This window comes from Nannocystis sp. RBIL2 (genome assembly GCF_026626745.1).
In the GTDB taxonomy this organism is placed as follows: Bacteria; Myxococcota_A; Polyangia; order Nannocystales; family Nannocystaceae; genus Nannocystis.
The window spans coordinates 6,278,667-6,300,505 of sequence record NZ_JAPNJW010000001.1 but is presented as its reverse complement, the minus strand read 5'-3'; the positions used below and the strand labels follow the sequence as shown (position 1 = coordinate 6,300,505).

Below are 21,839 nucleotides of genomic sequence, written 5' to 3'. Positions count from 1 at the left end.
CGAAGAAGACACCTCCTCGGGGCCCTGACCGGCGGCCCAGCCCTCGTCGACGTTCACGAGATCGTGTACTGGACGAGCACGAGCACGTCCTCGGGATCCTTCCCTGCAGGCCAGCCGCCCGGGACGTGCAGGGCCCACTCGCCCGGCGCCTTGCCGAGGTCGGTCGCGGTCTGGGCGAGCCAGACGTAGTTGTACCGGGCCCCCGTGCCGGGGTCGTCGAGCTTGTAGGGGCCGAACTCGAGGCCGAGCGTCGCGCCCCCTCCGTGCGGCTGCAGCTCGGCGCCGACGAACACGTCGCCCCCCGGATCCGGCGCGACCTCGTCGTCCGCCGGCCAGCGCACGAAGAGCGCCACGAACTCGATCGTGCGCCCGCCCGGCGGCAGTTGCGGGTGTGGGAAGCGCTGCTCGGAGAGGTCGAGCTCGAGGGTCGCCGCGCCGCCGCCCGAGCCGGCGGCGATGAAGCCGCGGAAGGCCTCCGGGAACTCGGCGCGCGCGCTGTACATGTGCACCTGACCGGCGCCGCGCTCGGGCTCCAGGGCCGCGTCGGCGCGCGTGAACCCGGCGAGCGCGTCAGCGGCGAGCGCGTCCTGCACGGAGTCGCCCCAGACGCTCCCGCCCTCGCGGGCGGTGTAGCGGATCGTCAGGATGACGTCGGAGATCGTCTCGTAGTCGAACTGCCGCACCTTGGCGGGCAGCTCGAGGCGCCAGCTGCTGTCGACCAGGCCGCGGCCCTCGAACGGCAGGTAGCGCTCGTCGCGGAGGTTCGGCTCGAACAAGCCGGCGTCGTCCTGCGAGGTGCTGATCGCCCACGCCTGCGCCGGGCCCGACGCGACCGGCGACGGGCCGCCCGGCGCCGGGCGCAACGCGCCCGACTCGTAGATCAGCGTCGCGCCGAGCGTGGTGTACGGCCCGGTGACCGCCGGGAGCGTCACGCCGACCATCTTGATCCGGCGGTGGAAGTGGCTCGGGTGGTCGAGGTCGAACAGCATCTCCGGTAGGAAGAAGTGGCACGCGCCCGTCTTCCGTAGCTGCACCAGCGCGACCGGATCGATGCTGGCGAGCGAGACCCGCTTGGTCAGCTCGTACTCGCGGCGGTTCTTCTCATAGTAAGCGGCCTCCATGCGCCGCAGGTCGTGCCCCAGCCGCTCGCCCGCGAGCAGGCCCTGGCGGCGGTTGTCCCAGTGGCCGAACTGAATGAAGTCGGTGCTGTCGTCGGCGATCTCGTGGCGGTAGCAGCGTTCGCTCCGCCGTGCGAGGTCGACAGCGAGCTTGTAGGCGTGGTGGTGGAGCTTGCTCAGCTCGCCGGACATCCACGCGTACAGCTCCTCGTTGGTGTACTTCGACTGCATCACCTCGAGCGCCTCGGCCGAGCGCGCCGCCTGCAAGTCGTGGTTGGTGAGCTCCGCGAGCGCGATCTGCTCGCGGATGCGGGCGGCGGTGATCTGACCGTCGATCTGGTCGATCTCGGCGCGGGCCTGCTGGGCCTGGAACACCCACTCCTCGACGCGGCGCTTGTACGACGCCTTGGTGCCGGAGATGACGGCGTTGGTGCGGTGGGTGCCGGCGACGACGCCGACCGCCGCGGCGGTCCCGCCAGCGATCGCGGCCGCGGTCCGGCCGCCGACCGTGGCGGTGGCGACCGGGCTGCCGGAGAACCCGGAGATGCCGATCGTCACGTCGGGGAACGCGGACGCGACGGTCGCCGCGACGTTGAACCCGCCGGCGAGCTTGTCGAGCTTCTTCGCTTCGGTCATGTGCTCGCGCTCGGCGAGCTCGAGCGTGTTGATCGGTTCGCGGGTGAGATAGTAGGTCTCGCGCTTCTCCGCGGTCGTGCGGCTGAGCTCGAGCGCGTCGATGTTCTTGCGCGCCTCGTCGACGGCGCGCTGGCGGACCGTCCGGGCCGCGCGCAGTAGATCGAGCTCGTGGCTCGCGCGGAGCACCGCGAGGGTCTCGCCGTCGCGCTTCTCGAGCGCCTGCAGCAGCGCGCCGCCGAGGGCCGCCACCTGCCCCGCGAACTCCTTGGCGATGCCGAGGTGGACGAGGAAGCGGTAGTTCGGCAGCGGCGCGTTGAGGTTGCTGATCGCCGTGGCGATGTCGACGCCCTGCGCGGCGGCCTTGGCCAGCAGCCCGGGGTCGATCGGCGGATCGAGCAGCGCGAGGTCGCGGCGGATGCCCTCGAGGTTGAGGCAGTTGCGCAGCTTGAACAGGCGATCGGCAACGGTGTCCCAATAGGCGAGCAGTTGCGTGTTCGGCGGGATGCAGAAGTAGAGCCTACCCTCGACCGGGTCCTGCTCGCCGGCGGACAGCGGCAGCGGGTTGAACGGCGACTTCGGGACGTGCGGGCGGGGCCGCGGCTTGGGGACGCCGAGCAGCGGCCCGCCCTTCGGCTTGGGCGGCACGTAGCCGTACTTGACGTCGTTCGGGTAGTTCGCCTGGTAGTCGAGCTGCGCCTTGAAGTCGACCGGGAGACCCTTCCACTTGCCGGTGATGTCGATCATGTCGTTCTCGAGCGAGACCAGGAAGTTCGAGAAGTCGTCGATGATGCCGGCCGCCTCGTCGTAGGTCTTGTCGGGCCGCTCGTCGGCGTCGACCTCGCGCGGCCGCTTGCCGAGCAGCTGCAGCGCGAGGATGTAGAGCTGGACCGCCTCCTGGGTGCTCTCCCGCGTGTCCTGGCGGAACAGGTCGTCGCCCCAGGCGATCAGGTTGTCGAGGTACTTCATCACCACCGCGCGCATGTACGCGGTCGGGCGCATGCGGGCGATGTGGTGCGGCGCGAACGGGTCGGTGCGCCACGCGGCGATCTGGGCGATGAGCGCGGTCTTCTGGGTGTTCTTGACGTCGTCGTCGCCGAAGTGGTGCAGCAGCTCGAGCAGGTCGTCGATCGACATCTTCGCGGCCGCCTCGCGGAACGGCCGGATCCGCCAGTAATGGTCGCACTCGCTGTCGGCGATCGACTCGGGCTTGCGGATCGGGTTGAAGACGTAGCCCAGCCACTTCTGCGCCTCGGCGAAGCGCCGCTCCGCCATCAGGCGGTCAGCGATGTACATCGGGATGTGGAAGAACAGTTCCCAGTTGTACACGCTGTACGCGCCGCTGTAGTCGAAATCGATGTCCTCGACCGGCGCCGGCTTGGCGACCGCGTCGATCTCGTTGAAGTACGGGTGCGGCAGCGCCTCGCTCAGCTCCTGGTACACCAGGTCCGGCTCCTCGACCTGCTCCGCGACCTCGGGGTCGAGGATGCCCTCGACGCCGTGCCGGCGTACCTGCTGCAAGAACAGGGTCGCGAACGGGTGGTAGAGCAGCGAGGCGCGGTGGGTCGGCGCGGCGACGACGGTGGTGTCCAGTGAGGGCAACATGTTGCGCTGGACCATCGGGTTCTCCCCGCCGGCGAGCTGCAAGACCACCCCGTGGTTCGCCGGCGCCGGCTGCTGCGGGGCGTGCTCCGTCGTGTGCGACATGTACGGGACGATGCTGAGCTCGTCGAGCGTCTTGAGGTCCTGCTTGTTGACGTCGGCGTCGATCGCCGCTCCGCGGTCGATGGGACGGATGTAGAAGGCGGCATCGCGATCGCCGTACGCGAACGGGTGGCGGGCGTCGAGCGCGTGGTCCTGCCGCGGGAACTGCAGCTCGTAGCCGCGGATCGGCGTGATCAGATTCGACGACCACATGTATGGTTGGTTCGGCTTCGTCGAGAGCGGCACCCGAACTTTGCCGACGACCGGGTACCCGTCGGGAGGCCCGAAGGCCTGGTTCCGCGGGATCGTGTTGATCGGCATCGGGAAGCCACTGGTGAGGCCGGCGTCGTTGTACACGTCGAACTCGGGAACCGAGTCGTATTCCACCTCGAAGCGACCAGTGGTGGCGTCGTACTGGAAGTACCCTTTGAGGTCGATGAGTACGTGCTTGACCTCGGTCGTCGTGCCGAGCGCGCGGGCGACGGCGGGGCGGACATGAAGGTCCGGGCCGTCACGCTCGGCGGTGAGCGACACGTCCCAGTAGCGGTGTCGGTCCTCCGGACTCGAAGCGTTGGCGTACTGGGGGACCCTGAGCGTCGTCTCGGTCGTCCGAACGTCGCCCCACTCGCCTTCGCGATACTCCGACCACATCAAGCGCACTTTGCGGTACTTGCTCGGATTCTTCGGCGAATCCTCGGTCGCCTTCAGTTCGCTGTCGGAGGGCTCCTTCGCCCGCACCTCGATCTTCGGCCAGATCAGCATGAGCCGCCGATAGGCGACGACCGGCAGGACGTCCGGCGCCTCGACCGGGAACGGCAGCTCCTGCCACGGGGTCCAGTAGGCGTCGTCGACCCGCTGGCGGTAGAACACCTTCGACGGGTCGCCGCGGGTGCGGCCGAACATGTGCATGCGGTCGACCAGCACTTCGTCGCTCGACGGGTCCTCCTCGAGCTCGTGGTACATCCCGCAGATGTCGAGGCGCGCGACCTCGTGCAGGCCCTCGAGGTAGCGGACGTAGGCTTTCTCGACCGCGGTCGCGGTGACCTCCGACTTCGAGATGTCGTCCTCGAGCTGGCGGAACAGCGGGGTCTTGTCGTCGCGGAGCTCGGGCGTGACCCAGTTCTCGGGGTAGAGGAAAATCTTGCGGTTCGCCTCCCACACGCGGAAGCGCTTCATCCACGCCCATTCCTCGGACTCGGCGCTCGTCAGCGCCATGCCGGGGCCCTCGAGGCCCATCAGCGCGCGCTGGACGAACAGCTGGACCGCGGCGGTGGTGAACAACAGCCGGGTGGTGCGCCCACAGCAGGAGATGTCGACGTCGGTCAGCAGCCTGGCGAACAGGTCCTCGCGGTCCTCCACGCCGTCGAGCTCGTGCACGAGGAGGTCGACGAGCGCGTCGCGCTGGCGCTCGCGCAGCTTGTCGCGGATCGGCTGGGCCGCGGAGATCCACGCGGGGGCGCTGTACTTGCTCTGCACGGTGCCCTTGATCGCCGCCGCCTGGGCGACGGTGACGGTCGGGGTGACCGCCCAGGTCCACAGGGTCGCCGGCTGCGCGCCGATCCGCGCTGACGCGCGGAACACCCCGTGCAGGGCCTCGACGCCGCGGAGGCTGGCCAGGTCCGCCTGCGTGAGCGGGTGGGCGGCCTCGAAGGCGTCGAGGGTCGCCTCGTCCCAGCCGGTCGCGGCGGCCAGCGCCGCGAGCGCGGTGTCCTCGACGTAGGGGCTGGCGAACAGCGCGTCGAGCAGCACCGGCAACGCGGCGGGTTCGACGAGCGCCTGGTCGCGGAGGACGATCGCCCGGCGCAGCCAGTCCCACCCGGCGAAGGCGGCGTAGATCGGCGCGTGCGGGGCCTGGTCCGCGGGCAGGTTTGCGAGGTCGAGCACCGGCGTCAGCGCGTTGTCGGCGTGCGTCAGCAACCAGCGCAGCAGGCCAGGCGAGAAGCGGAAGGTCGAGGCGATCAGCGCGATCTTCCGCAGCTGGCGGTAGAGCTCGGCCCGGACGTCGACCACGGGGCGCGTCACGAACTGTTTCGGGAACGACTCCTCCTTGAGCAGCGCGGCGTCCGCCTCGCTGTCGAACGCCGTCGTGGCGAAGAACGCGTCGGCGGTGAACTGCGCCAGCGCCGACCCGTTCGAGTCCTCGTAGCTCTCGAGCAGGTCGGCGACGTCCGCCGGCTCGAGCTTCAGGGCGACGGCGAGCTGCTGGATCACCACATGCTCGCGCCGCTGCTGCCAGAGCCACGCGGCGAGGGCCGCGAGCGCCAGGTCGACGCGGTCCTCCGCCGTGGTCGGGCTGGCGAAGGTGAGGCCGAACTCGCTGTGGGCCGGGCTGTCTTCGACGAGGAAGGGCAGCAGCTCGTCGCGGAGCGCCGCGGCCTCAACCTCGGTCCCGGGCGGCGGGTTGCTCTCCTTGCGCACGAACAGCAGCGCCGCCTGGGCGATCGCAGGCGGGTGCACGGCGAGCAGCAGCTTCTCGAGGCGCTCGGCGGGCGGGAGCTCGGCGGGCGGGAGGCTCTGCGCGTGTTCGACGGCGGTCTGCTGCAGCGCGGTGATCAGGCCGATCAGGGTGCGCATGACGTCGAGGTCGCTCGTGCCGAACGCCTCTCCCCGCTGGTTGCGGAGGATCCAGTCGAGCGCCGCGACGGTGAAGCCGCTGTGCTTGACCGCGGTTGCCAGCTCGAGCAGCTCGCGCACCGGCGCGTCCGGATCGCCGGCGAAGGGCCCCGGGGTGCCCTCGTTCAGCGATTGCGTGTAACGCGTCAGGGTGACCAGGTCCACCACCGACAGGCCGACCGCGCGCGCCATTGACGCCACGCGGTAGAGCGTCGACAGGTTCGGGAGGGTGAGGCTGTCGACGTCGTCGAGCCCGGTCGCCGAATAGATCGCCTGCAGGCCGGCCTCGTCGATCTGCAGGATGCCGAGCAGGCTGCCGCGCACCTCGCCGAGCGTGCCGGTCAAATCTCTGAACGCAGCCTCGCGGGTGCGCGGGCGGACGACCTCGTCGTAGTACGAGCGCAGGTCCTCGGCGGGTTTGCGGTCGTCGAGCGGGCCCCACCACGACAGCACCTCGCCGAGCGGGAGCTGGGGGAAGCGGCGGCGGACGCGGACGAGGCGGGCGAGCGCGGCGAGGTCGGCAGCGGGGGTGGTGAGGTCGACGCCCAGGGCCGCGAGGGCCGCGTCGAGCTCGGCGAAGCTCCACCCGAGCGCGCGACGCACCCGCAGGAACACGTGGAGAGCAGCGAGTTTGGGGGCCTCGAGGCCGTCCTCGGTGGGCTCGTCGGTGGGGATGAGACGCGCGCCGGCGAGGGTGCAGGGCTCGTCGTAGGCGATCTCGACGCCGTCGAGGAAGCGGGTCCGCAGCAGCGCCTGCAGCTCGGGGAAGGTGAGGCCGGCGCGGACGAGGAAGCGCTCGACCTCGTTGATCGGCCCGACCCAGTCGGCGCCGGAGGCGAAGCCCCAGTGCTCCTCGAGGGTCTTCGTCCCGGCCTCGGCGCGGACGATCCGCCCGTGCCCGCGCGACAGGCCAAGGCGCTCGTCGACCCGGAACGGCTGGTCCTCGGCGAACGCGCTCCAGAACTCGAACACGTCCTGCAGCTCGACCCGGCCGACGCCGAGGCTCTGCAAGTACGCGCGCGCCTCGGCGAGCGGCAGGTCGAAGGGCAGCGTCATCGGGAAGTACGCGCGCGTGACGTCGCGGAGACGGACGTACACCTGGTCGTCGACATGCTCGGGGTGCGCGGCCAGGTCGCCGGCGCTCCAGGTCGTCTGCAGCCAGTTGTTTGGGTTCTCGAAGTCGATCGCCGCCAGGCCGAGCGGCACCCGGGCCTCGCGCTCGAGGATCTCGTTGACGAGGTCGATCGTCGGCAGCGGCGTGTCGGAGTTCTCGCAGTTGAGCTTGACGTGCACCAGCTCCGGGCGCCGGTCGGTCAACGCCGCGAACAGCGAGCCCACGCCCTGCCCGCGGTCGCGGACGAACTGCATGACGTCGACGAAGTACGCCGCGACGCCGTACACCGATTCGCAATGCTTGCAAGAGCAGTAGTCGAGGCTGCCGAATAGCGTCTCGAGGTCGGGGTCGCCGCAGCCGGGGGTCGTCAGCACCTTGAAATTGCCGACGTACATCTCCGGCCGCATGTGCAGGACGGTGTGATTCACCGCGGTCGCGACCTGGTCGGCCTTGTCGTAGATCGTCGCCGCGGCCGCGTCATCGAGATTGAAGCGGCGTTTGAACACCGGCAGGCCCATGCGCTGGATCTCCCGCGCCGACACGGCCCCGCCGGTCAGCAGCGCGACCACGTGGGCAGTCCGGCCGCGGCGCGGCGTGATGTGGACGAGCCGCTGCACCCGCGCGAGGTCGCGGCGCAGCGTCTCCTGCGCCTCGGTGCCGGTCGGCCGCCCCTGGGCGGTCGGGAAGAAGCCGGCGAGTTCGGTGCGCAGGAAGCTGAAGTCCGGGTTCGCGACCACGAACGCGGCGAGGTTCGAGGTGATCGCCGTCGCGGGCACGCGGTAGGCCAAATGCGCGGAGGGGAACAGGTCCTCGACCATCGCCGCGATCGCCACGCTGTAGGCGTCGCGGGTGCGAGAGGAATCGTTGCCGGGGACGCCGTCGGGGGCGCCGACCACGACACTGTCGACCGTCTCGTCGAGCCACTTGCGCCAGTCCGCCGCGTCGAACTGCGCGAGCTCGGCCGCACGGGTGAACTCGGCGGCGTCGCGCTTCTCGTGCAGCAGCTTGACCAGGCGCGGGTGGCTCGCCGTGAGTGCCCCGACCTGCAGCGTGAACTGGATGCGGTCGACGGCCGTGTCGCCGAAGCGCGTGCGCAGGAACGACCAGAAGTCTTCGGCGGTGCCGACGAAGGCGGCGTAGGCCTCCGCGAATTGCCGCGGCAGGCCCGGGGTGAGCGAGGCGGCGACGAGCAGGGCGCCGAGGGGCTGGGACTCGGGCGTGGTCGAGGGCACCATCCGGTCGATGCGGGCGGCCTTGAGCGCAGCTACCGTCGCGGAGTCGTCAGCGAGGGTCGCGGCGGGCACCACGTTGTCGGCGACGGCCTGGGCGATAGCGGCGGAGATGTCCCGGTCGTTGAGGCCGCCGAGGACGTGCAGGTTGAGCGGATGGCCGGCGTACGCGAGCGCGTAGGCGGCCGCCGCCGAGACGCCGCCGCCGAGGCTGTGCGCGCGGACGAGCCGGGCGATCGCCGCGGGCTCGTAATCGCTGCGGCACTGCAGGTACTCGACCTCCTCGGCGGTGATGCTGCCGAAGGAGTAGGCGCCGACGAGCGGGCTCAGGGCGGCGAGGTCGAGGTCGAATTCCGACGGTCCGCGGTATGGGACGTTGCCCTCGACGAGTCGCACGACCAGGTCGGGCGGCGGGTTGCAGATCGGTCCGACCGACGCGGTGATGCCGACCGCGGCGAGTCGCACCGTGAAGTCCGCGCGGTCGGTGAACCCGCTGCTGACGGTGTAGCGGATCACGAACCGCCCGGTCGCGTCGGTGGTGCCGGAGCCGAGCGAGGTCTCGGTCCGCAGGTCCTTGCGGTACAGCGTCACCGTCGCCCTGACCGGCGTGCCGTCCGCCTGGACGACGTATCCGCTGACCGCGAAGCCCGCCGTGCCCGTGATGGGCTCGGTGGAGAGCGTGAGAGTTTCGCTGCCGCGCAGCGTCGCCGTCGATACGACGATGTTCTGGCTGCCGAGGAACAGCGGGCCGGAGCCCGAATACATCCGGAACGTCAGCTCGCGGTGTCGCCGCTGTCCAAGCAGGTGCGCGACCGCCTCCTCGTCGAGTTCGATGCGGAAACGCCCGGTCGGATCGGAGACGGCGGACCACTCCCTGGCGTCCTCCCCCGCCACGCCGGCGCGAACGGTGACGCCGGCGAACGGCGTCGAGGACGAGGAATTCATGACGATTCCACGGATAGCTGACAACATCGCTAAAATAGCCCCGAGTGCCTCGGCGGACCGAGACGACGCCCATAGCCCGGATCGATGGATCGACAGGCCCCCGCTACGAATGAGCGGAGAAGAGACCATCGTCGGCAGATGTTGTCAATGGTGAAGATCGCCCGCGATCGCGGGTCGTGATCTCCCGGAATGACCATTCATGGTATTCGGTGGGATTTTTGCAATTCTGAGCGATTGCGCGCTACACAAGTGGCGCGAACGAGAAGGATGCGCGGATCGGTCCATCGTGATCGCGTGATCGCGCTGATCGGCATCGTGATCACCCAGATCGGCATCGTCCGTTCAGCCGGCTGACCGGATGGACGAACGCGGCCCCGAGGGTGAACGCTCTCAGCGGCGCCAGGCGCAGGTGCCGCCAACGCAGGCCATCCCTGGCGGGCACATCGCGGCGTCCTCGCAGCCGAGCGAGCACATCTGGGCGATGCAGCGGACCTCGTACTCCGACGAATCCGGGGTCGGTTCCTCACAATCGAAGGTGCTCGAGCACGAGGTGAATTCGTTGATGCAATAGCCGTGATCTCCGCCGACGGGGATGCATTGATCATAATCCTCCGAGCACGCCCCGCCGGGTGTGCACGGGCCGTAGGCGGTGTAGATGCAGGCCTCCCCGTGGCACGACAGGCCCTCGGCGCCGCAGTCGTGGTGCTCCGCCCAGCCCAGCCCCTCGGCGTCGCAGGCCTCGAGCACCGGGCCGTCTTCGTAGTTACAGCGCCGCATCTCGGGCTCGCATGCGTGCTGGGGCACGCACACTCGCTCGGCGCACATTTCGCCCTCGGCGCAATCTTCGCTCTCGATGCATTCGGCACATTCACGGGACCCGAGGTCGCAGACGCCGCCGTCGCAGTCGGCGTCGGCGAGGCAGGCGACGCAGCTCGAGGTCTTGCCGTCGCAGCGAGCGCCGCCGGCCGCGTCGGTGCAGTCGGCGTCGCTGGCACACTCGCCGCACTCGCCGACGTCGGGGAACACCTTCGCCGCGTTCTCCCGGCCGGCGGCGCAGGCCTGCGCGCAAAGCTCGATCGCCGAGACCTCCTCGGTCTGCCAGCAGGTGCCCTCGGGGCCGTAGCCCTCGAGTAGCGCGCCCACGCTCTCGGGCGTGGTCGCGGCGGCGCACTCGAGGTAGCGGTCGCATTCCTCGCGGCCCGCGGCGATCGCCTCCTCGACCGCGCTCCCTCCGCTCTCCCCGCCGTCCCCACCCTCTCTCTTGCACGCGGCGAGGATGAACAGGAGAGCCGCCCCGAGTTCGCTGTGGTGAAGTCTCCGCATATGCAGGAGCTATAGCACAGAAGCGCGAGGATGCGCGCTTCGTCGACGCACCGATGGCGCGACTACGGTCGACGGGACCGTCGTCCTCGCCACGCATGCGCGCGCGTGGGGCCGCGACGAGCGCGTCGAGGATCCCGCTCACACCGCGGCGCTCATCGTCGACAAGCGCGCGACACAGCTCTTCGAGCTCGGTTTCATCCGCGAGGCCGTCAACGTCGTCTTCCTTGGCCCCAACGACGTCGGCAAGTCGGAACCTCGCCCACCACGCTGTCCTGCAGGGCTACACCGCTCGCTTCATGATCGCCGACGACCGGCCGGGACATCCAGGTCCGTGTCGAGCGCACGACAGCTCGAGGCGCTCGCCGGTCAGCCGCAGGACGCACGCAGCGACCAGTTCTCGTTCGCCGCTGCGCTGTGGAAGGCGCTGTCCGGCGCACTGCCCTACGACCCCAAGTCCGACGATCCCGAGCAGCGCCGGCCGCTGCATGCGCCGAAGGTGCCGCTCCCGGCATCCGTGCTGGAGGCGCTATTCCGGCGGGCCCTCGACCCCGTGCCCGCTCGTCGGTTCCCGGACATGCCGGCGCTGCTCTCCATCATCTCGAGCTCCTCGCTCGCCGGAGCCTCCACTTCCGTCGCTTGCGGGGCGTCCCAGAACCCCATCGCCGTCAGCACGCCGCCGACCGACTACGCGCCGACCGCCGGGAACGCGAGCCCTGCGGCGCGGCCGGCGACGACGGACGCCGAGTGTCCCGACGTCGACGCCGTCACCGGGCCAGGCGCGTCCTCGCCCCTTGCGCCGCCCCCACGCGGTCAGTAGAAGCGCCATGCTCCTCCTCACGCGCCCATGAAGACCGACACCGCCAAAATCCACCAGCTCTTCTCGATGGAGCGCCGGTTCGTCATCCCGCTTTTCCAGCGTCCGTACGTCTGGGGGCCGGATCAGTGGGAGGCGCTGTGGGAGGACATCCGCGAGATGACCGAGGGGATCCGCGAGCCCAACAGCAGTTCCCGGCCTGCGCACTTCCTGGGCGCGATCGTGTTGCAGGGCGTACCTCTGTCGGGGCATCACGTCGCCGAGTTCCAGGTGATCGATGGTCAGCAGCGCTTGACCACCCTCCAGCTCTTCTTGAGCGCCCTGCGAGCGGCGGCTCTGGCGCTCAAGGCCCTGAAGGTCCCCGAGATGGCCCTCTCTCTGTTCCAGAACCGCGACATGCTCGTGAACGAGGACGTCGAGCGCTGGAAGGTCTGGCCCACGCGCAAGGACCAGGACCAGTACCTCAAGGCGATGAACGCGGTCGATCGCGCGGCGCTCGCCGCGGAGTTCCCGGAGCGCGACCCGAAGGACCGGCGGCGGAAGCTTCCCCGACCGCCCATGGTCGCCGCCTGGATCTACTTCCACGACGCGATCGTCGCCTGGGCCAACTCCGCCTCGGAGTCGGACCAAACGGTCGCCGACCGCGTGCTCGACGTCCTCCTGGCGCTGAGGACCCGCCTGGAGATGGTGCAGATCGACCTCACCGAGAACGAGAGCCCGCAGGTGATCTTCGAGACCCTCAACGCGCGCGGCGTGCCGCTGCTCGCGGCGGACCTCCTCCGCAACTACATCTTCCAGCGCGCCGGCTCGCCGGCGAAGGCGGAGCAACTTCACCAGAGCTACTGGCGGCGCTTCGAGGTAGACCTGGACCCGCAGAACCCGGCCCTCGGCCGCTGGTGGGACCAGGAGGAGCGACAGGGCCGCATGACCCGCGCGCGGTTGGACCTCTTTCTCCAGCACTACGTGACGGCGCAGACAAGCCGCGTCGTGCGGATCCCCGACCTCTTCGACGACTACAAGGCGTGGGTCAAGCGCGGGTCATTCGAGTCGGTCGAGGAGGAGCTCAAGACGCTCACCCGGTACGCGGGGCACTTCGAGACTCTCCTCCGCGCGGACGAGTCGAAGCCCGTCGGTCGCTTCGCGGAGCGCGTGCGAGCGATGGACCAGTCGACGGTATTTCCCCTCGTGCTTTGGGTGCTCGACACGCCCACGCTGACGGATCACGATCGCCTCGCCATCCTGCGGGACCTCGAGTCCCTCTTGCTGCGTCGGATGGTCTGTGGTCGGCCGACCAACGGGTACAACAAGCTGTTCCTGCAGCTTCTGACCGGCTTCCGCGCGCAGCCGGCCGGCAACGCTGCAGCATTTCACACGCTGCTCGCCACGGGAAAGACCGATGTGTCCGAGTGGCCCGACGACGCCGCCTTCGAGAAGGCGTGGATGGATCTCGACGCCTACACCGAGCTCGGCCCGGGACGGGTCGTCATGATCCTGCGGGCGCTGGAAGATGCGCTTCACGGACCGAAGACGGAGCAGGTCGTGGTGCAGGGCCCGCTGAGCATCGAACACGTCATGCCGCAGGCGTGGGACCCACACTGGCCGCTGCCCGGCGCCGCCGACACAGTGACCGAGGCCGTGGCACGCACAGCGCTGCTGCATGACTTCGGCAACCTCACGCTGATCACTCCGAAGTTCAACAGCTCGCTCTCGAACCGTCCGGCCAACGAGAAGCTCCCCGACATCGATCGGCACTCCGGTCTCCTGCTCAACAAGGACTTCGGCGGCGGCCGTACCACCTGGACCGAGAAGGACATCCGCGAGCGCACGCAGCGGCTGTTCCAGCTCGCCAAGAGGGTGTGGCCGGGTCCTTGATGTTGTGAAGATGGCGAGCTCGCGGAGGCTCGCCGTTCGCATCTGTCCCGAAGCGCATCCTCGCGCCGACCTGGAGCGTCTCCACTATCTCTCCACGACACGGGTCGACGCCCGCGATCCCTGGGGACTCGCGGGCGTTCAATGAGAGAACGAATTCATGAGCGTCTACGCTGGTTTCGGCGAATTTGCGAGCGCGATCAAGGAGTTGAGAAATCTGCGTAGTTACTGCTTCGAGCAGTAGGACCCCGGCTTTCGACAACCCCTTGATCGCGCTCGCAAGCCGCTCCAGGGCCACGCCCTGGCGCAGAAACCATGCCGACAATTGAGCGCCCGCGAGTCCTCGGAGCTCGCGGGCTCTTCGACCTGTGTGTCTCGAGAGCTGGTGGAGGCGCTCCAGGTCCACGCGACAGCGACCCGGTGTCGATGGTCCCCGGCTCTTCGCGCGCCATGTGGACGCCGCCGAGTCCGAGCGACAAGTGAGGAGATCCTCGTCATCGGCGAGCACAGCCGTCGTCCGCTTGTCTGTCGCGCCACGGATGCTCCGGGCGCCCGCCTCGGCCGCGACCGTGCTTCACTCGCGAATTCCTAGCGAGTCGACCCCCCACGCCGCTCGCTCGCCCTTTTTACACCCTCCACGCGACCCGACTCACGTCCCGGGCGGTCCCGCTCGCACCGCGGGCGGTTTACCCTGCGCGCCGCTCGTCATGGCGCGCACACCCCGGCTCACCCGTTCGCCTGCTCGAGAGCTGCGGCTCGGCGTCAAGTTGCGGGTCATCTACGCCGACACTGACCAGATGGGAGTCGTGTACCACGGCACCTACGCGCGCTACCTCGAGGCGGCGCGGGTCGAGTTCATGCGGGACGCCGGCCAGACCTACGCCGACGTCGAGGCTGCGGGTTACGCCTTGCCGCTGACGGACCTGCAGATCAGCTACCTCTCGCCCGCGCGCTACGACGACATCTTGTCGGTCATGGTCGGCGTGGTCGAGATCGGCTACGCGCGGTTGATCCTCGGCTACCACGTCCTCGTGGCGCCCGGCGATCGCAAGGGCCTCGAGCAGCCCTTGACCATCGGCTTCGCCGAGACTTGCCACTGTTGTATCGCCCGCGCCGATGGGCGGCCGGCGCGTTTTCCTGGCCCGTTGCGGGCCGCCCTCGCCAATCTGGCTCCCGAAGGAGACGACTGACATGGACCGCACCCTCGTCCTCGAGTACACCCGCGTCACCGAGGCGGCCGCCATCGCCGCCTCGACCATGATCGGCCGCGGCGACCGCAACGGCGCCGACGCGGCCGCCGTCAAGGCCATGCGCGACGCCTTCGAGCGCGTCGCGGCGCGCGGCACCATCGTCATCGGCGAGGGCGAGCGCGACGAGGCGCCGATGCTCTACATCGGCGAAAAGGTCGGCCCGTCCGACCCGTCGCTGCCCGAGGTCGACATCGCCGTCGACCCGCTCGAGGGCACCAACCTGTGCGCCAACGGCTTGCCCGGTGCGATCACCGTCCTCGCAGTGACCGACCGCGGCCTCCTGCTCAACGCCCCCGACTGTTACATGATGAAGATCGCCTGCGGCCCCGAGGGTCGCGGCAAGATCTCGCTGTCGAAGTCGCCGCGTGACAACCTCTACACCCTCGCGGCCGCCAAGGGTCGCCGGCCCGACGAGCTCACCGTCGTCGTCCTCGACCGTCCGCGCCACGAGAACCTGGTCGCCGAGCTGCGCGAGGCCGGCGCGCGGATCCACCTGATCACCGACGGCGACGTCGCGCCGGTGGTCGCCACCTGCATCCCCAAGAGCGGCATCGACATGGTGTACGGCATCGGCGGCGCGCCCGAGGGCGTGCTCGGGGCCGCGGCGATCCACTGCATGGGCGGCGAGTTCGTCGGCAAGTTGGTGTTCCGCTCCGACGACGACGCAAGCGGGCGATCGCCATGGGGCACAAAGACCCCGACCGCGTGTTCGGGGTCGAGGATCTGGTCCGGGGCGACGTCATCTTCGTGGCCACGGGAGTCACCGGGGGTCCCCTGCTGAAAGGTGTGCGACGGATCGGCGATCGCATGCACCTGCAAAGCCTGGCCATTCGCAGCAAGACTGGCACAATACGCTGGGTCGACACCTCGGTCGACGCGCACCGCTTCCTCCACGAGCACTGAGCCACATGTCCTTCAAGACCTGTCTCATCGTCACCGCCCTGGCCCTGCCGGGGCTCCTCCTCGGCTGCGGCGACCCGGCCACCCAGGGCAACAGCACCGAGACCGACGACACGACCGACACCAGCTCGTCCGGCGAGCCGTCGACCGGCAGCACCACCAATCCGACCACCACCGAGTCGGTGATGACCTCGGACACGCTGACCACCGGCGAGGTCCCCGAGGGCTGCGCTGACGGCGAGAAGAACGGCGACGAGACCGACGTGGACTGCGGCGGCGGCACCTGCGGCGCGTGCGACAACGACGCGGCCTGCATGAACGGCACCGACTGCAAGTCCGGCGACTGCGACGGCGGAGCCTGCGCAGGCCTGCAGGCCAGCTGCCTCGCCCTGCACGAGGCCAAGCCCGATTTGCCGAGCGGCACCTACCCGCTCGACCCCGACGGCGACGGTCAGACCGACGACTTCTACTGCGACATGGAGGCCGACAGCCCCGGCTGGACGCAGGTGGTCACGCCTGGCGGCGCCGGCACCTTCGAACCGGCGGTCGAGGGCGCCTGCGGCGACCTCGGCGACATGATGGGCCCGTTCGGCACCGGCGACGTGCTCACGCTGACCGCCACCGCCGCCCAGGTCCCGCACACCGAGCTGCGCGTGGTCGCCGAGGCCGTCGTCATGGACTCGTGGGACGCCTTCAACGGCGAGCAGATGATCATCAAGCTGGGCGACGTCGACATCTTCACGCACCTGTGCGACTCGGCCGCGCCGTTCAGCTGCAACCAGGAGTCGAACGCCTGCGGCAACGGCGACGTCGGCGACGGCCTGCTGGCGATCGCCACCGAGGCGGCCGCGCACGACGGCGACGCCATCGCCCTGAGCTTCACCAGCAACCTCGACGAGCCCATCGACGACGAGTCGTGGGGCATCCGCGAGGTCTCCGTGTTCGTCAAGTAGCGCGCGCGTGACCCACTTCCTCTTCTGCGTGTGCCAGCTCGGCGCCGAGCCGGCGGTCAAGTTCGAGCTCGCGGCGCTCCGCCCCGAGCTCCGCTTCGCCTACAGCCGGCCGGGCCTCGTCACCTTCAAGTCGCCGACGCCGGTCGCCGCCGACGTCGCGCTGCCGGCCGTGTTCGTCCGCGCCTTCGGGGCCTCGCTCGGCCCGGCCGACGACGCGGCGCGGGTGTTCACAATGCTCTCCGGGACATGTCCCCAGGGCCATCCCGTGCGCCTGCACGTGTGGGAGCGCGACATCTCGCGCCCCGGCGAGGAGCCGCCCGGCTTCCGCTACGGCCCGCGCGCCGCCGAGGCCCGCGCGGCCCTCGTCGCCGCCTGGCCCGCAGGACAGCACCCGCTGCTCGCCGGCGAGGTCGCCGAGCCCGGCGACTGGGTGCTCGACGTCATCGTCGCCGAGGGCGAGCCGTGGTGGGTCGGCTACCACGTCCACGGCCCCGGCCACTCGCCGTTCCCGGGCGGGCGGATCGCCGTCGACATGCCGCCCGAGGCCCCCTCGCGGGCCTATCGCAAGCTCGAGGAGGCGCTGATCTGGTCCGGCGCCCCTGTGCGCCCCGGCGACGTGGCGGTCGAGATCGGCAGCGCCCCCGGCGGCGCCTCCTACGCGATGCTGCGCCGCGGCGTCACCGTCTACGGCATCGACCCGGCGCTGATGGACCCGGTCGTCCTCGACTACCGCGGCGAGGCCCCGGCCGACAATCGCTTCATTCACCTCCACCGCCCGATGAGCATGGTCCAGCGCGCCGACCTGCCGGCCGCGCTGCACTGGGTGCTGATGGACGTGAACCTCGCCCCGCAGGTCGCCCTCATCACCGCCCGGCGCCTCGCCGCCCGCCCGCGCCACGCGCTTCACGGTGTTCTCCTCACCCTCAAGCTCGACGACTGGCGCGCAGTCCGGCACATCCCGCGGCTGCTCGCCTCGATCTCCGCCATGGGCATGGAAGAGGTCAAGGCCACGCAGCTGCCCAGCAATCGTATGGAGCTGTTCGTCTGCGGCCTGACCCGCGCCGGCCGCCAGCGCCTCACCGGCGATTGACTTCGTCGCTTCGTCGGCGCCGGTGTGGTGTATTTTCCGCGCATGCGCAGACCTGTCCGCCACCTCGTCGCCGTCCTCGCGCTCGCGGGCGTCGCCGGTTGCAAGGCCTCGGCCTCGCTGAACGTGTCCACCCCGCCGGTCGACGGCGCCGCCGACAAGCCGATCGTGCGTGGCGCCACGGTGACGATCGTGCGCCACGGCGACAAGCTCGACTACGAGAACGGCGAGATCGAGTTCGAGACCGGCTCGGCCGCCCTGCTCGGCGGCGGCACCGACGAGATCCTCGACCGCTATGCCGCCGTCCTCAAGCAGTTTCCGGAGCTGAAGATCCGGGTCGAGGGCCACACCGACAGCCGCGGCAGCACCAAATCCAACCAGGAGCTGTCCGACCAGCGCGCCAAGTCGATCCGCAACGCGCTGATCCGCCGCGGCGTCGCCAGCGAGCGCCTCGACGCCCGCGGCTACGGCGAGAGCCAGCCCGAGCGCGTCGAGCCGACCGCCTGTCGCAACCGCTCGGAGGACACCGTGGCCGAGGCCAAGCTCGCCGAGTGCCAGGAGATCTGGACCGCCAACCGCCGCGCCGGCTTCATCGTCACCGAGGGCGCGGGCAGCCTGCCAGCCGAGGGCGCCGTCGCCTCCGCGCCCGAGCCAGAACCTGTCCCTGCGGCCAGGCCCGCCAAGCGCCCGCCCGACTGGGCCCTGCGCCTGTTCGGCGGCTACACGATGATGTACCCGAACAACGACTTCCACGGCGGTCACTTCGGCATCGGCGTCCACGCCTCGCAGCGCTTCGGCGCGCGCGAGCGCGGCTACATCGGCGGCGGCCCGCGCCTGCACTACCGCGGCGTGCGCGGCCGCCAGGACGGCCTCGTCGCCTACGACATGGCCACCCACTTCATCGGCCCCGAGGGCAACTTCCTGATCGGCGGCGGCAACAAGCGCATCGTCGGCCTGTTCTCGCTGCGCCTCGGCCTCGGCGCCGCCATCACCCACGGCACCATCCGCGGCGTCGACTTCGCCGGCTGGCTGCTCGGCGGGCCGATGATCCTCGGCAAGATCAACGAGCGCTGGAGCCTCGGCGGCCACGCCGAGTTCGGCATCGGCGGCGGCGTCGGCTCGGTCGCGTTCGCCACCGAGATCGGCATCAACGCCGCCTGGCACTTCGGCCGCGGCCGCCGCAAAGGCATCTGAGCCCCCAGGCTCGTCGCCGCCGGGGTCGACCCGCACCACTTCGATTCCTCGCCGTCGTCGGCGTCGCAATGGAACATCGTATTGTTCCACGCGCGCGCCGAGCGACCCGGGCGATTCCAATCGCATGATTCGGTCCGCATCTGCGGAACCGAATCGACCCATCGAATTTGGCGGTACTCTGGGCGGCCGTGAGTCGCCTGTTCGAGACCGAGCTGTTCGTCCGCGTGGTCGAGGAAGGCAGCTTCACCGCCGCCAGCCGTCGCCTCGATGTCACCACCTCGTATGCGAGCAAGCTGGTGACGCGCCTCGAGGAGCGCCTCGGCGTGCCTTTGCTGATCCGGACGACCCGCAAGCTGACGCTCACGGAGGCCGGCCGGGTCTACTTCGAGCGGTGCGCCGAGGCCATCCAGGCCATCGAGGCCGCCGCGGCGATGGCCTCCGAGCTGCAATCCGCCCCGTGCGGCAAGCTGCGGGTCACCCTCCCGACCGGCTTCGGCATCCAGTTCATGCTGGACATCATCGCCGACTTCAAGGGCCTTCACCCCGAGCTCACCCTCGAGCTGGTATTCCTCGATCGCCACGTCGATCTGATCGCCGAGGGTTATGACGTGGCGATCCGCGCCGGCGAGCTCGGAGACGGGCGGCTGATCGCCCGCAAGCTCACCGCCACCGAGCGCGTGGTCTGTGCCAGCCCCGGTTATCTCGAGCAGTTCGGCAACCCGGAGTCACCGGGCGAGCTCGCCCGCCACGCGTGCCTCCAATACGCCTACCACGCCACCCCGGGCCGCTGGAAGATGCGCTCGGGCGAGGCCGAGGTCGAGACCGAGGTCTCCGGGCCCATGGTCGCCAACAACTCGCACATGCTGCTGGAGGGCGCCATCCGGGGCTACGGCCTCATCTTCGTCCCGACCTTCCACGTCGCCGCGGCGCTGCGTTCCGGCCAATTGCGGCGGGTGCTCCCGGCGTGGAGCTGGCCGATGGGCGTGTATACCGTATATCCACCGACCAACCGCCTGCCGATCAAGGTCCGCCTCTTCGTCGACTTCATGATCGACCGCATGCGCGACCCGCCGTGGTCGCGGGCGTGACGGCGTCCTCGCTCAGTCCGCCCATCGCAACTGCAGCTCCGCGTTCACCGGGCGGTTGCCGCCGCAATAACCGCCGCCGGTGAGCTCCACCACCTGATCGCCGGCGCTGTACGTCACAGTGCCGGCCGGTCGGAGCCCGCGGGACCGCGGCAGTGGGCGGCGGGCCGATGGGTCGAGGTCGCCGACTGCTACGAATCGTCGTCCGCGTCCGTCAGCGGCCGCGCGAGATAAAGCCCCGTCTCGCCATCGTCATAATATTCGTCGATCGCCCGCACCAGCACCATCCCCGCGCGACGATTGAGCTCCTGCGCCGCGGTGTTCGACTGCCGCACGTGGGTCGTCTGCGTGCGATAGCCCAATCGATACGCGATCCCGGCCATCCGCGCGCGCAGCCACGACGCGTGCCCGCGGCCCTGCTCGTCGGCCCGCGTGCACGTCTCGACCACGTAGACCCGCCGCTGCCCGCGATGCAGCTCGACCAGCGTGTAGCTGACGATCGCGTCCTCGCGCCGCAGCCCGATCGCCAGCGCGTGCGCGCGCTCGCGATAAAACCGCAGCTTCGCCGGCGACAGCGCCTCCTCGCCGAACGCAGTCGCGCTCATCGCCGCCATCTCCGGGATGTCCTCCGCCGCCATCACGAACGCCCGCAGCCCCGCGCCCACGCGGCGCTGCTGCAGCTCCGCGGCCAGGCGGCGCACGATCGCCGGAGTCAGCCGCGGCGGCGCTTTCTTCACCGCGCTCATACCCGCTTCCCGACGATCCCCGCAGTCCCGGCCACCCAGCCGCGGCCCGGCGCGAAATGAGGCAACCCGGCCGCGCACTCCGGCGGCGTCGCTCCGACGAGCAGCACCGGCTTGTACGCGTTCTCGTTCACGACCTTGCGCTTGGCGACCCCGATCGACGGCGGATCGTCGAGCCCGGTGCGGCAGGTCGGGTCGAGCCGCCGCACCGCCGGGAACGCCTCCACCAGCCGCGCGATCGCCTTCAAGTCGATCACAACTCCGAGGCCGTCGTGGTGCAGGTCGAGGTTGCGGCTGGTCGACTGCGAGGTGATGACCTCGCCGCGCACCAGGTAGCCGTTGAAGTACGCCGGCGCGTCGCCGGCATACACGCGCATGAACAGCGCCTGCCCCGGCCGCACCTCGGCGACCGCGACCGGCCACAGGTGCTGCGCCAGCGCGTACCCGGCGTCCTCCCCCCATTGTCGCACGAGCTGTTCGCCGATCCAGTTCAGCTCGGCCTCGCTCGGCGGCTCCGGCGTCAGCTCGAAGCGGAACCCCGACGACTCGTCGAATCGCGCCAACAGCTCGCGCGCCGCGCGACGCCGGTCGGCCGTCAGCGAGCCGAGGTACTCTGTAAACGTGCCGGCGAAGCGGGCGCGCGGGCTCGCCAGCCACGCGAACGTCTCGCCCTCCGCGCTCGTCGGCTCGCCGAGGCCCTCCGCCTCGAAGGTATCGGTCATGACCAGCGAATCACCAAAGTCGTCCGCCAGGGTCGCCGCGATCGCCTCCGCCGCCGCGACGATCTCCGGCGCCGCCAACGGCACCACCGGATGCGACAGCGCCCCGACCAGCGCCCACGCCCACGCACCGCCGCCCGCCAGCGGGTCGCGATAAAACCCCAGCCCCCCCGGCACCGCCACCACCGGCGCCTCGAGCGGGCCGCCGAGCCAGCGCGCATGCAGTTGCAAGTAGCGCGCACACACTCGCGGATCGTGCTCCGGCGCCGCCGCCGACTCGGCGAACCGCCCGAGCCGCGTCATCCAGCCGACGTACTCCTGCACCGACATCAACACGGTGGGGCACGTCCCGGCAGGTGCGAGCGGCGAGGCGGCGAGGCGATCACGCGCTCACGCTTCTACCACCACCAGACCACCGCCGACCGCCGAGGATCGCACGCGCGCAATCGCGCATCGCGCTCCAGACCCCGCAGATCGACCCTGCGCAGGCCTCCACGCCCTCCACCTCTCGCGCCAGCAGCGCCGGCCGACCCACTGCCGCGACAT

General features: G+C 70.2%; 11 protein-coding genes and 1 pseudogene. 8 read left to right on the top strand and 4 right to left on the bottom strand.

Annotated features, from left to right (window positions below; genetic code table 11):
• Window positions 1–53: 53 nt before the first annotated feature.
• Both OV090_RS25085 and OV090_RS25080 read right to left on the bottom strand, forming a co-directional pair.
• Complete coding sequence (locus OV090_RS25085) at window positions 54–9,356, bottom strand: neuraminidase-like domain-containing protein (RefSeq protein WP_267706995.1); 9,303 nt, start codon at window positions 9,354–9,356, stop codon at window positions 54–56.
• A 390-nt stretch (window positions 9,357–9,746) separates the two neighbouring features.
• Entirely contained in the window at window positions 9,747–10,679 is a 933-nt protein-coding gene (locus tag OV090_RS25080; protein WP_267706993.1) for a hypothetical protein, read from the bottom strand.
• Window positions 10,680–11,010: 331 nt separating this feature from the next.
• Here OV090_RS25080 and OV090_RS25075 point away from each other — a divergent pair, with 331 nt between their 5' ends.
• From OV090_RS25075 to OV090_RS25040, 8 genes and pseudogenes are all read left to right on the top strand, one after another.
• A complete protein-coding gene (locus OV090_RS25075) occupies window positions 11,011–11,496 on the top strand; it encodes a hypothetical protein (RefSeq protein ID WP_267706991.1) in 486 nt (161 codons plus the stop codon).
• A 27-nt stretch (window positions 11,497–11,523) separates the two neighbouring features.
• Window positions 11,524–13,365, top strand: a complete 1,842-nt coding sequence (locus OV090_RS25070; protein ID WP_267706989.1) for a DUF262 domain-containing HNH endonuclease family protein — start codon at window positions 11,524–11,526, stop codon at window positions 13,363–13,365.
• A 704-nt stretch (window positions 13,366–14,069) separates the two neighbouring features.
• Complete coding sequence (locus tag OV090_RS25065) at window positions 14,070–14,552, top strand: thioesterase family protein (RefSeq protein WP_267706988.1); 483 nt, start codon at window positions 14,070–14,072, stop codon at window positions 14,550–14,552.
• 1 nt (window position 14,553) lies between these two features.
• Window positions 14,554–15,515: pseudogene (gene glpX, locus OV090_RS25060) on the top strand (class II fructose-bisphosphatase).
• Window positions 15,516–15,520: 5 nt separating this feature from the next.
• Window positions 15,521–16,465: a fibrinogen-like YCDxxxxGGGW domain-containing protein gene (locus OV090_RS25055; RefSeq protein ID WP_267706986.1), complete on the top strand. Its 945-nt coding sequence runs from the start codon at window positions 15,521–15,523 to the stop codon at window positions 16,463–16,465.
• A gap of 7 nt (window positions 16,466–16,472) precedes the next feature.
• Complete coding sequence (locus OV090_RS25050) at window positions 16,473–17,555, top strand: hypothetical protein (protein ID WP_267706984.1); 1,083 nt, start codon at window positions 16,473–16,475, stop codon at window positions 17,553–17,555.
• A 42-nt stretch (window positions 17,556–17,597) separates the two neighbouring features.
• Entirely contained in the window at window positions 17,598–18,746 is a 1,149-nt protein-coding gene (locus OV090_RS25045; protein WP_267706982.1) for an OmpA family protein, read from the top strand.
• Window positions 18,747–18,934: 188 nt separating this feature from the next.
• A complete protein-coding gene (locus OV090_RS25040) occupies window positions 18,935–19,834 on the top strand; it encodes a LysR family transcriptional regulator (protein ID WP_267706980.1) in 900 nt (299 codons plus the stop codon).
• 188 nt (window positions 19,835–20,022) lie between these two features.
• Here the strand turns inward: OV090_RS25040 and OV090_RS25035 are convergent, their stop codons facing one another.
• Both OV090_RS25035 and OV090_RS25030 read right to left on the bottom strand, forming a co-directional pair.
• Window positions 20,023–20,568, bottom strand: a complete 546-nt coding sequence (locus tag OV090_RS25035) for a GNAT family N-acetyltransferase (protein ID WP_267706978.1) — start codon at window positions 20,566–20,568, stop codon at window positions 20,023–20,025.
• A 5-nt stretch (window positions 20,569–20,573) separates the two neighbouring features.
• The gene (locus OV090_RS25030; RefSeq protein ID WP_346660376.1) at window positions 20,574–21,629 is read right to left on the bottom strand and encodes a hypothetical protein; all 1,056 of its coding nucleotides are present in this window, start codon (window positions 21,627–21,629) and stop codon (window positions 20,574–20,576) included.
• Between the last annotated feature and the right edge of the window lie 210 nt (window positions 21,630–21,839).

Coding starts and splice junctions, on each gene's coding strand:
- OV090_RS25085 (WP_267706995.1), bottom strand. CDS start 9,356: ATGAATTCCTCGTCCTCGACGCCGTTCGCCGGCGTCACCGTTCGCGCC.
- OV090_RS25080 (WP_267706993.1), bottom strand. CDS start 10,679: ATGCGGAGACTTCACCACAGCGAACTCGGGGCGGCTCTCCTGTTCATC.
- OV090_RS25070 (WP_267706989.1), top strand. CDS start 11,524: ATGAAGACCGACACCGCCAAAATCCACCAGCTCTTCTCGATGGAGCGC.
- OV090_RS25065 (WP_267706988.1), top strand. CDS start 14,070: ATGGCGCGCACACCCCGGCTCACCCGTTCGCCTGCTCGAGAGCTGCGG.
- OV090_RS25055 (WP_267706986.1), top strand. CDS start 15,521: ATGTCCTTCAAGACCTGTCTCATCGTCACCGCCCTGGCCCTGCCGGGG.
- OV090_RS25045 (WP_267706982.1), top strand. CDS start 17,598: ATGCGCAGACCTGTCCGCCACCTCGTCGCCGTCCTCGCGCTCGCGGGC.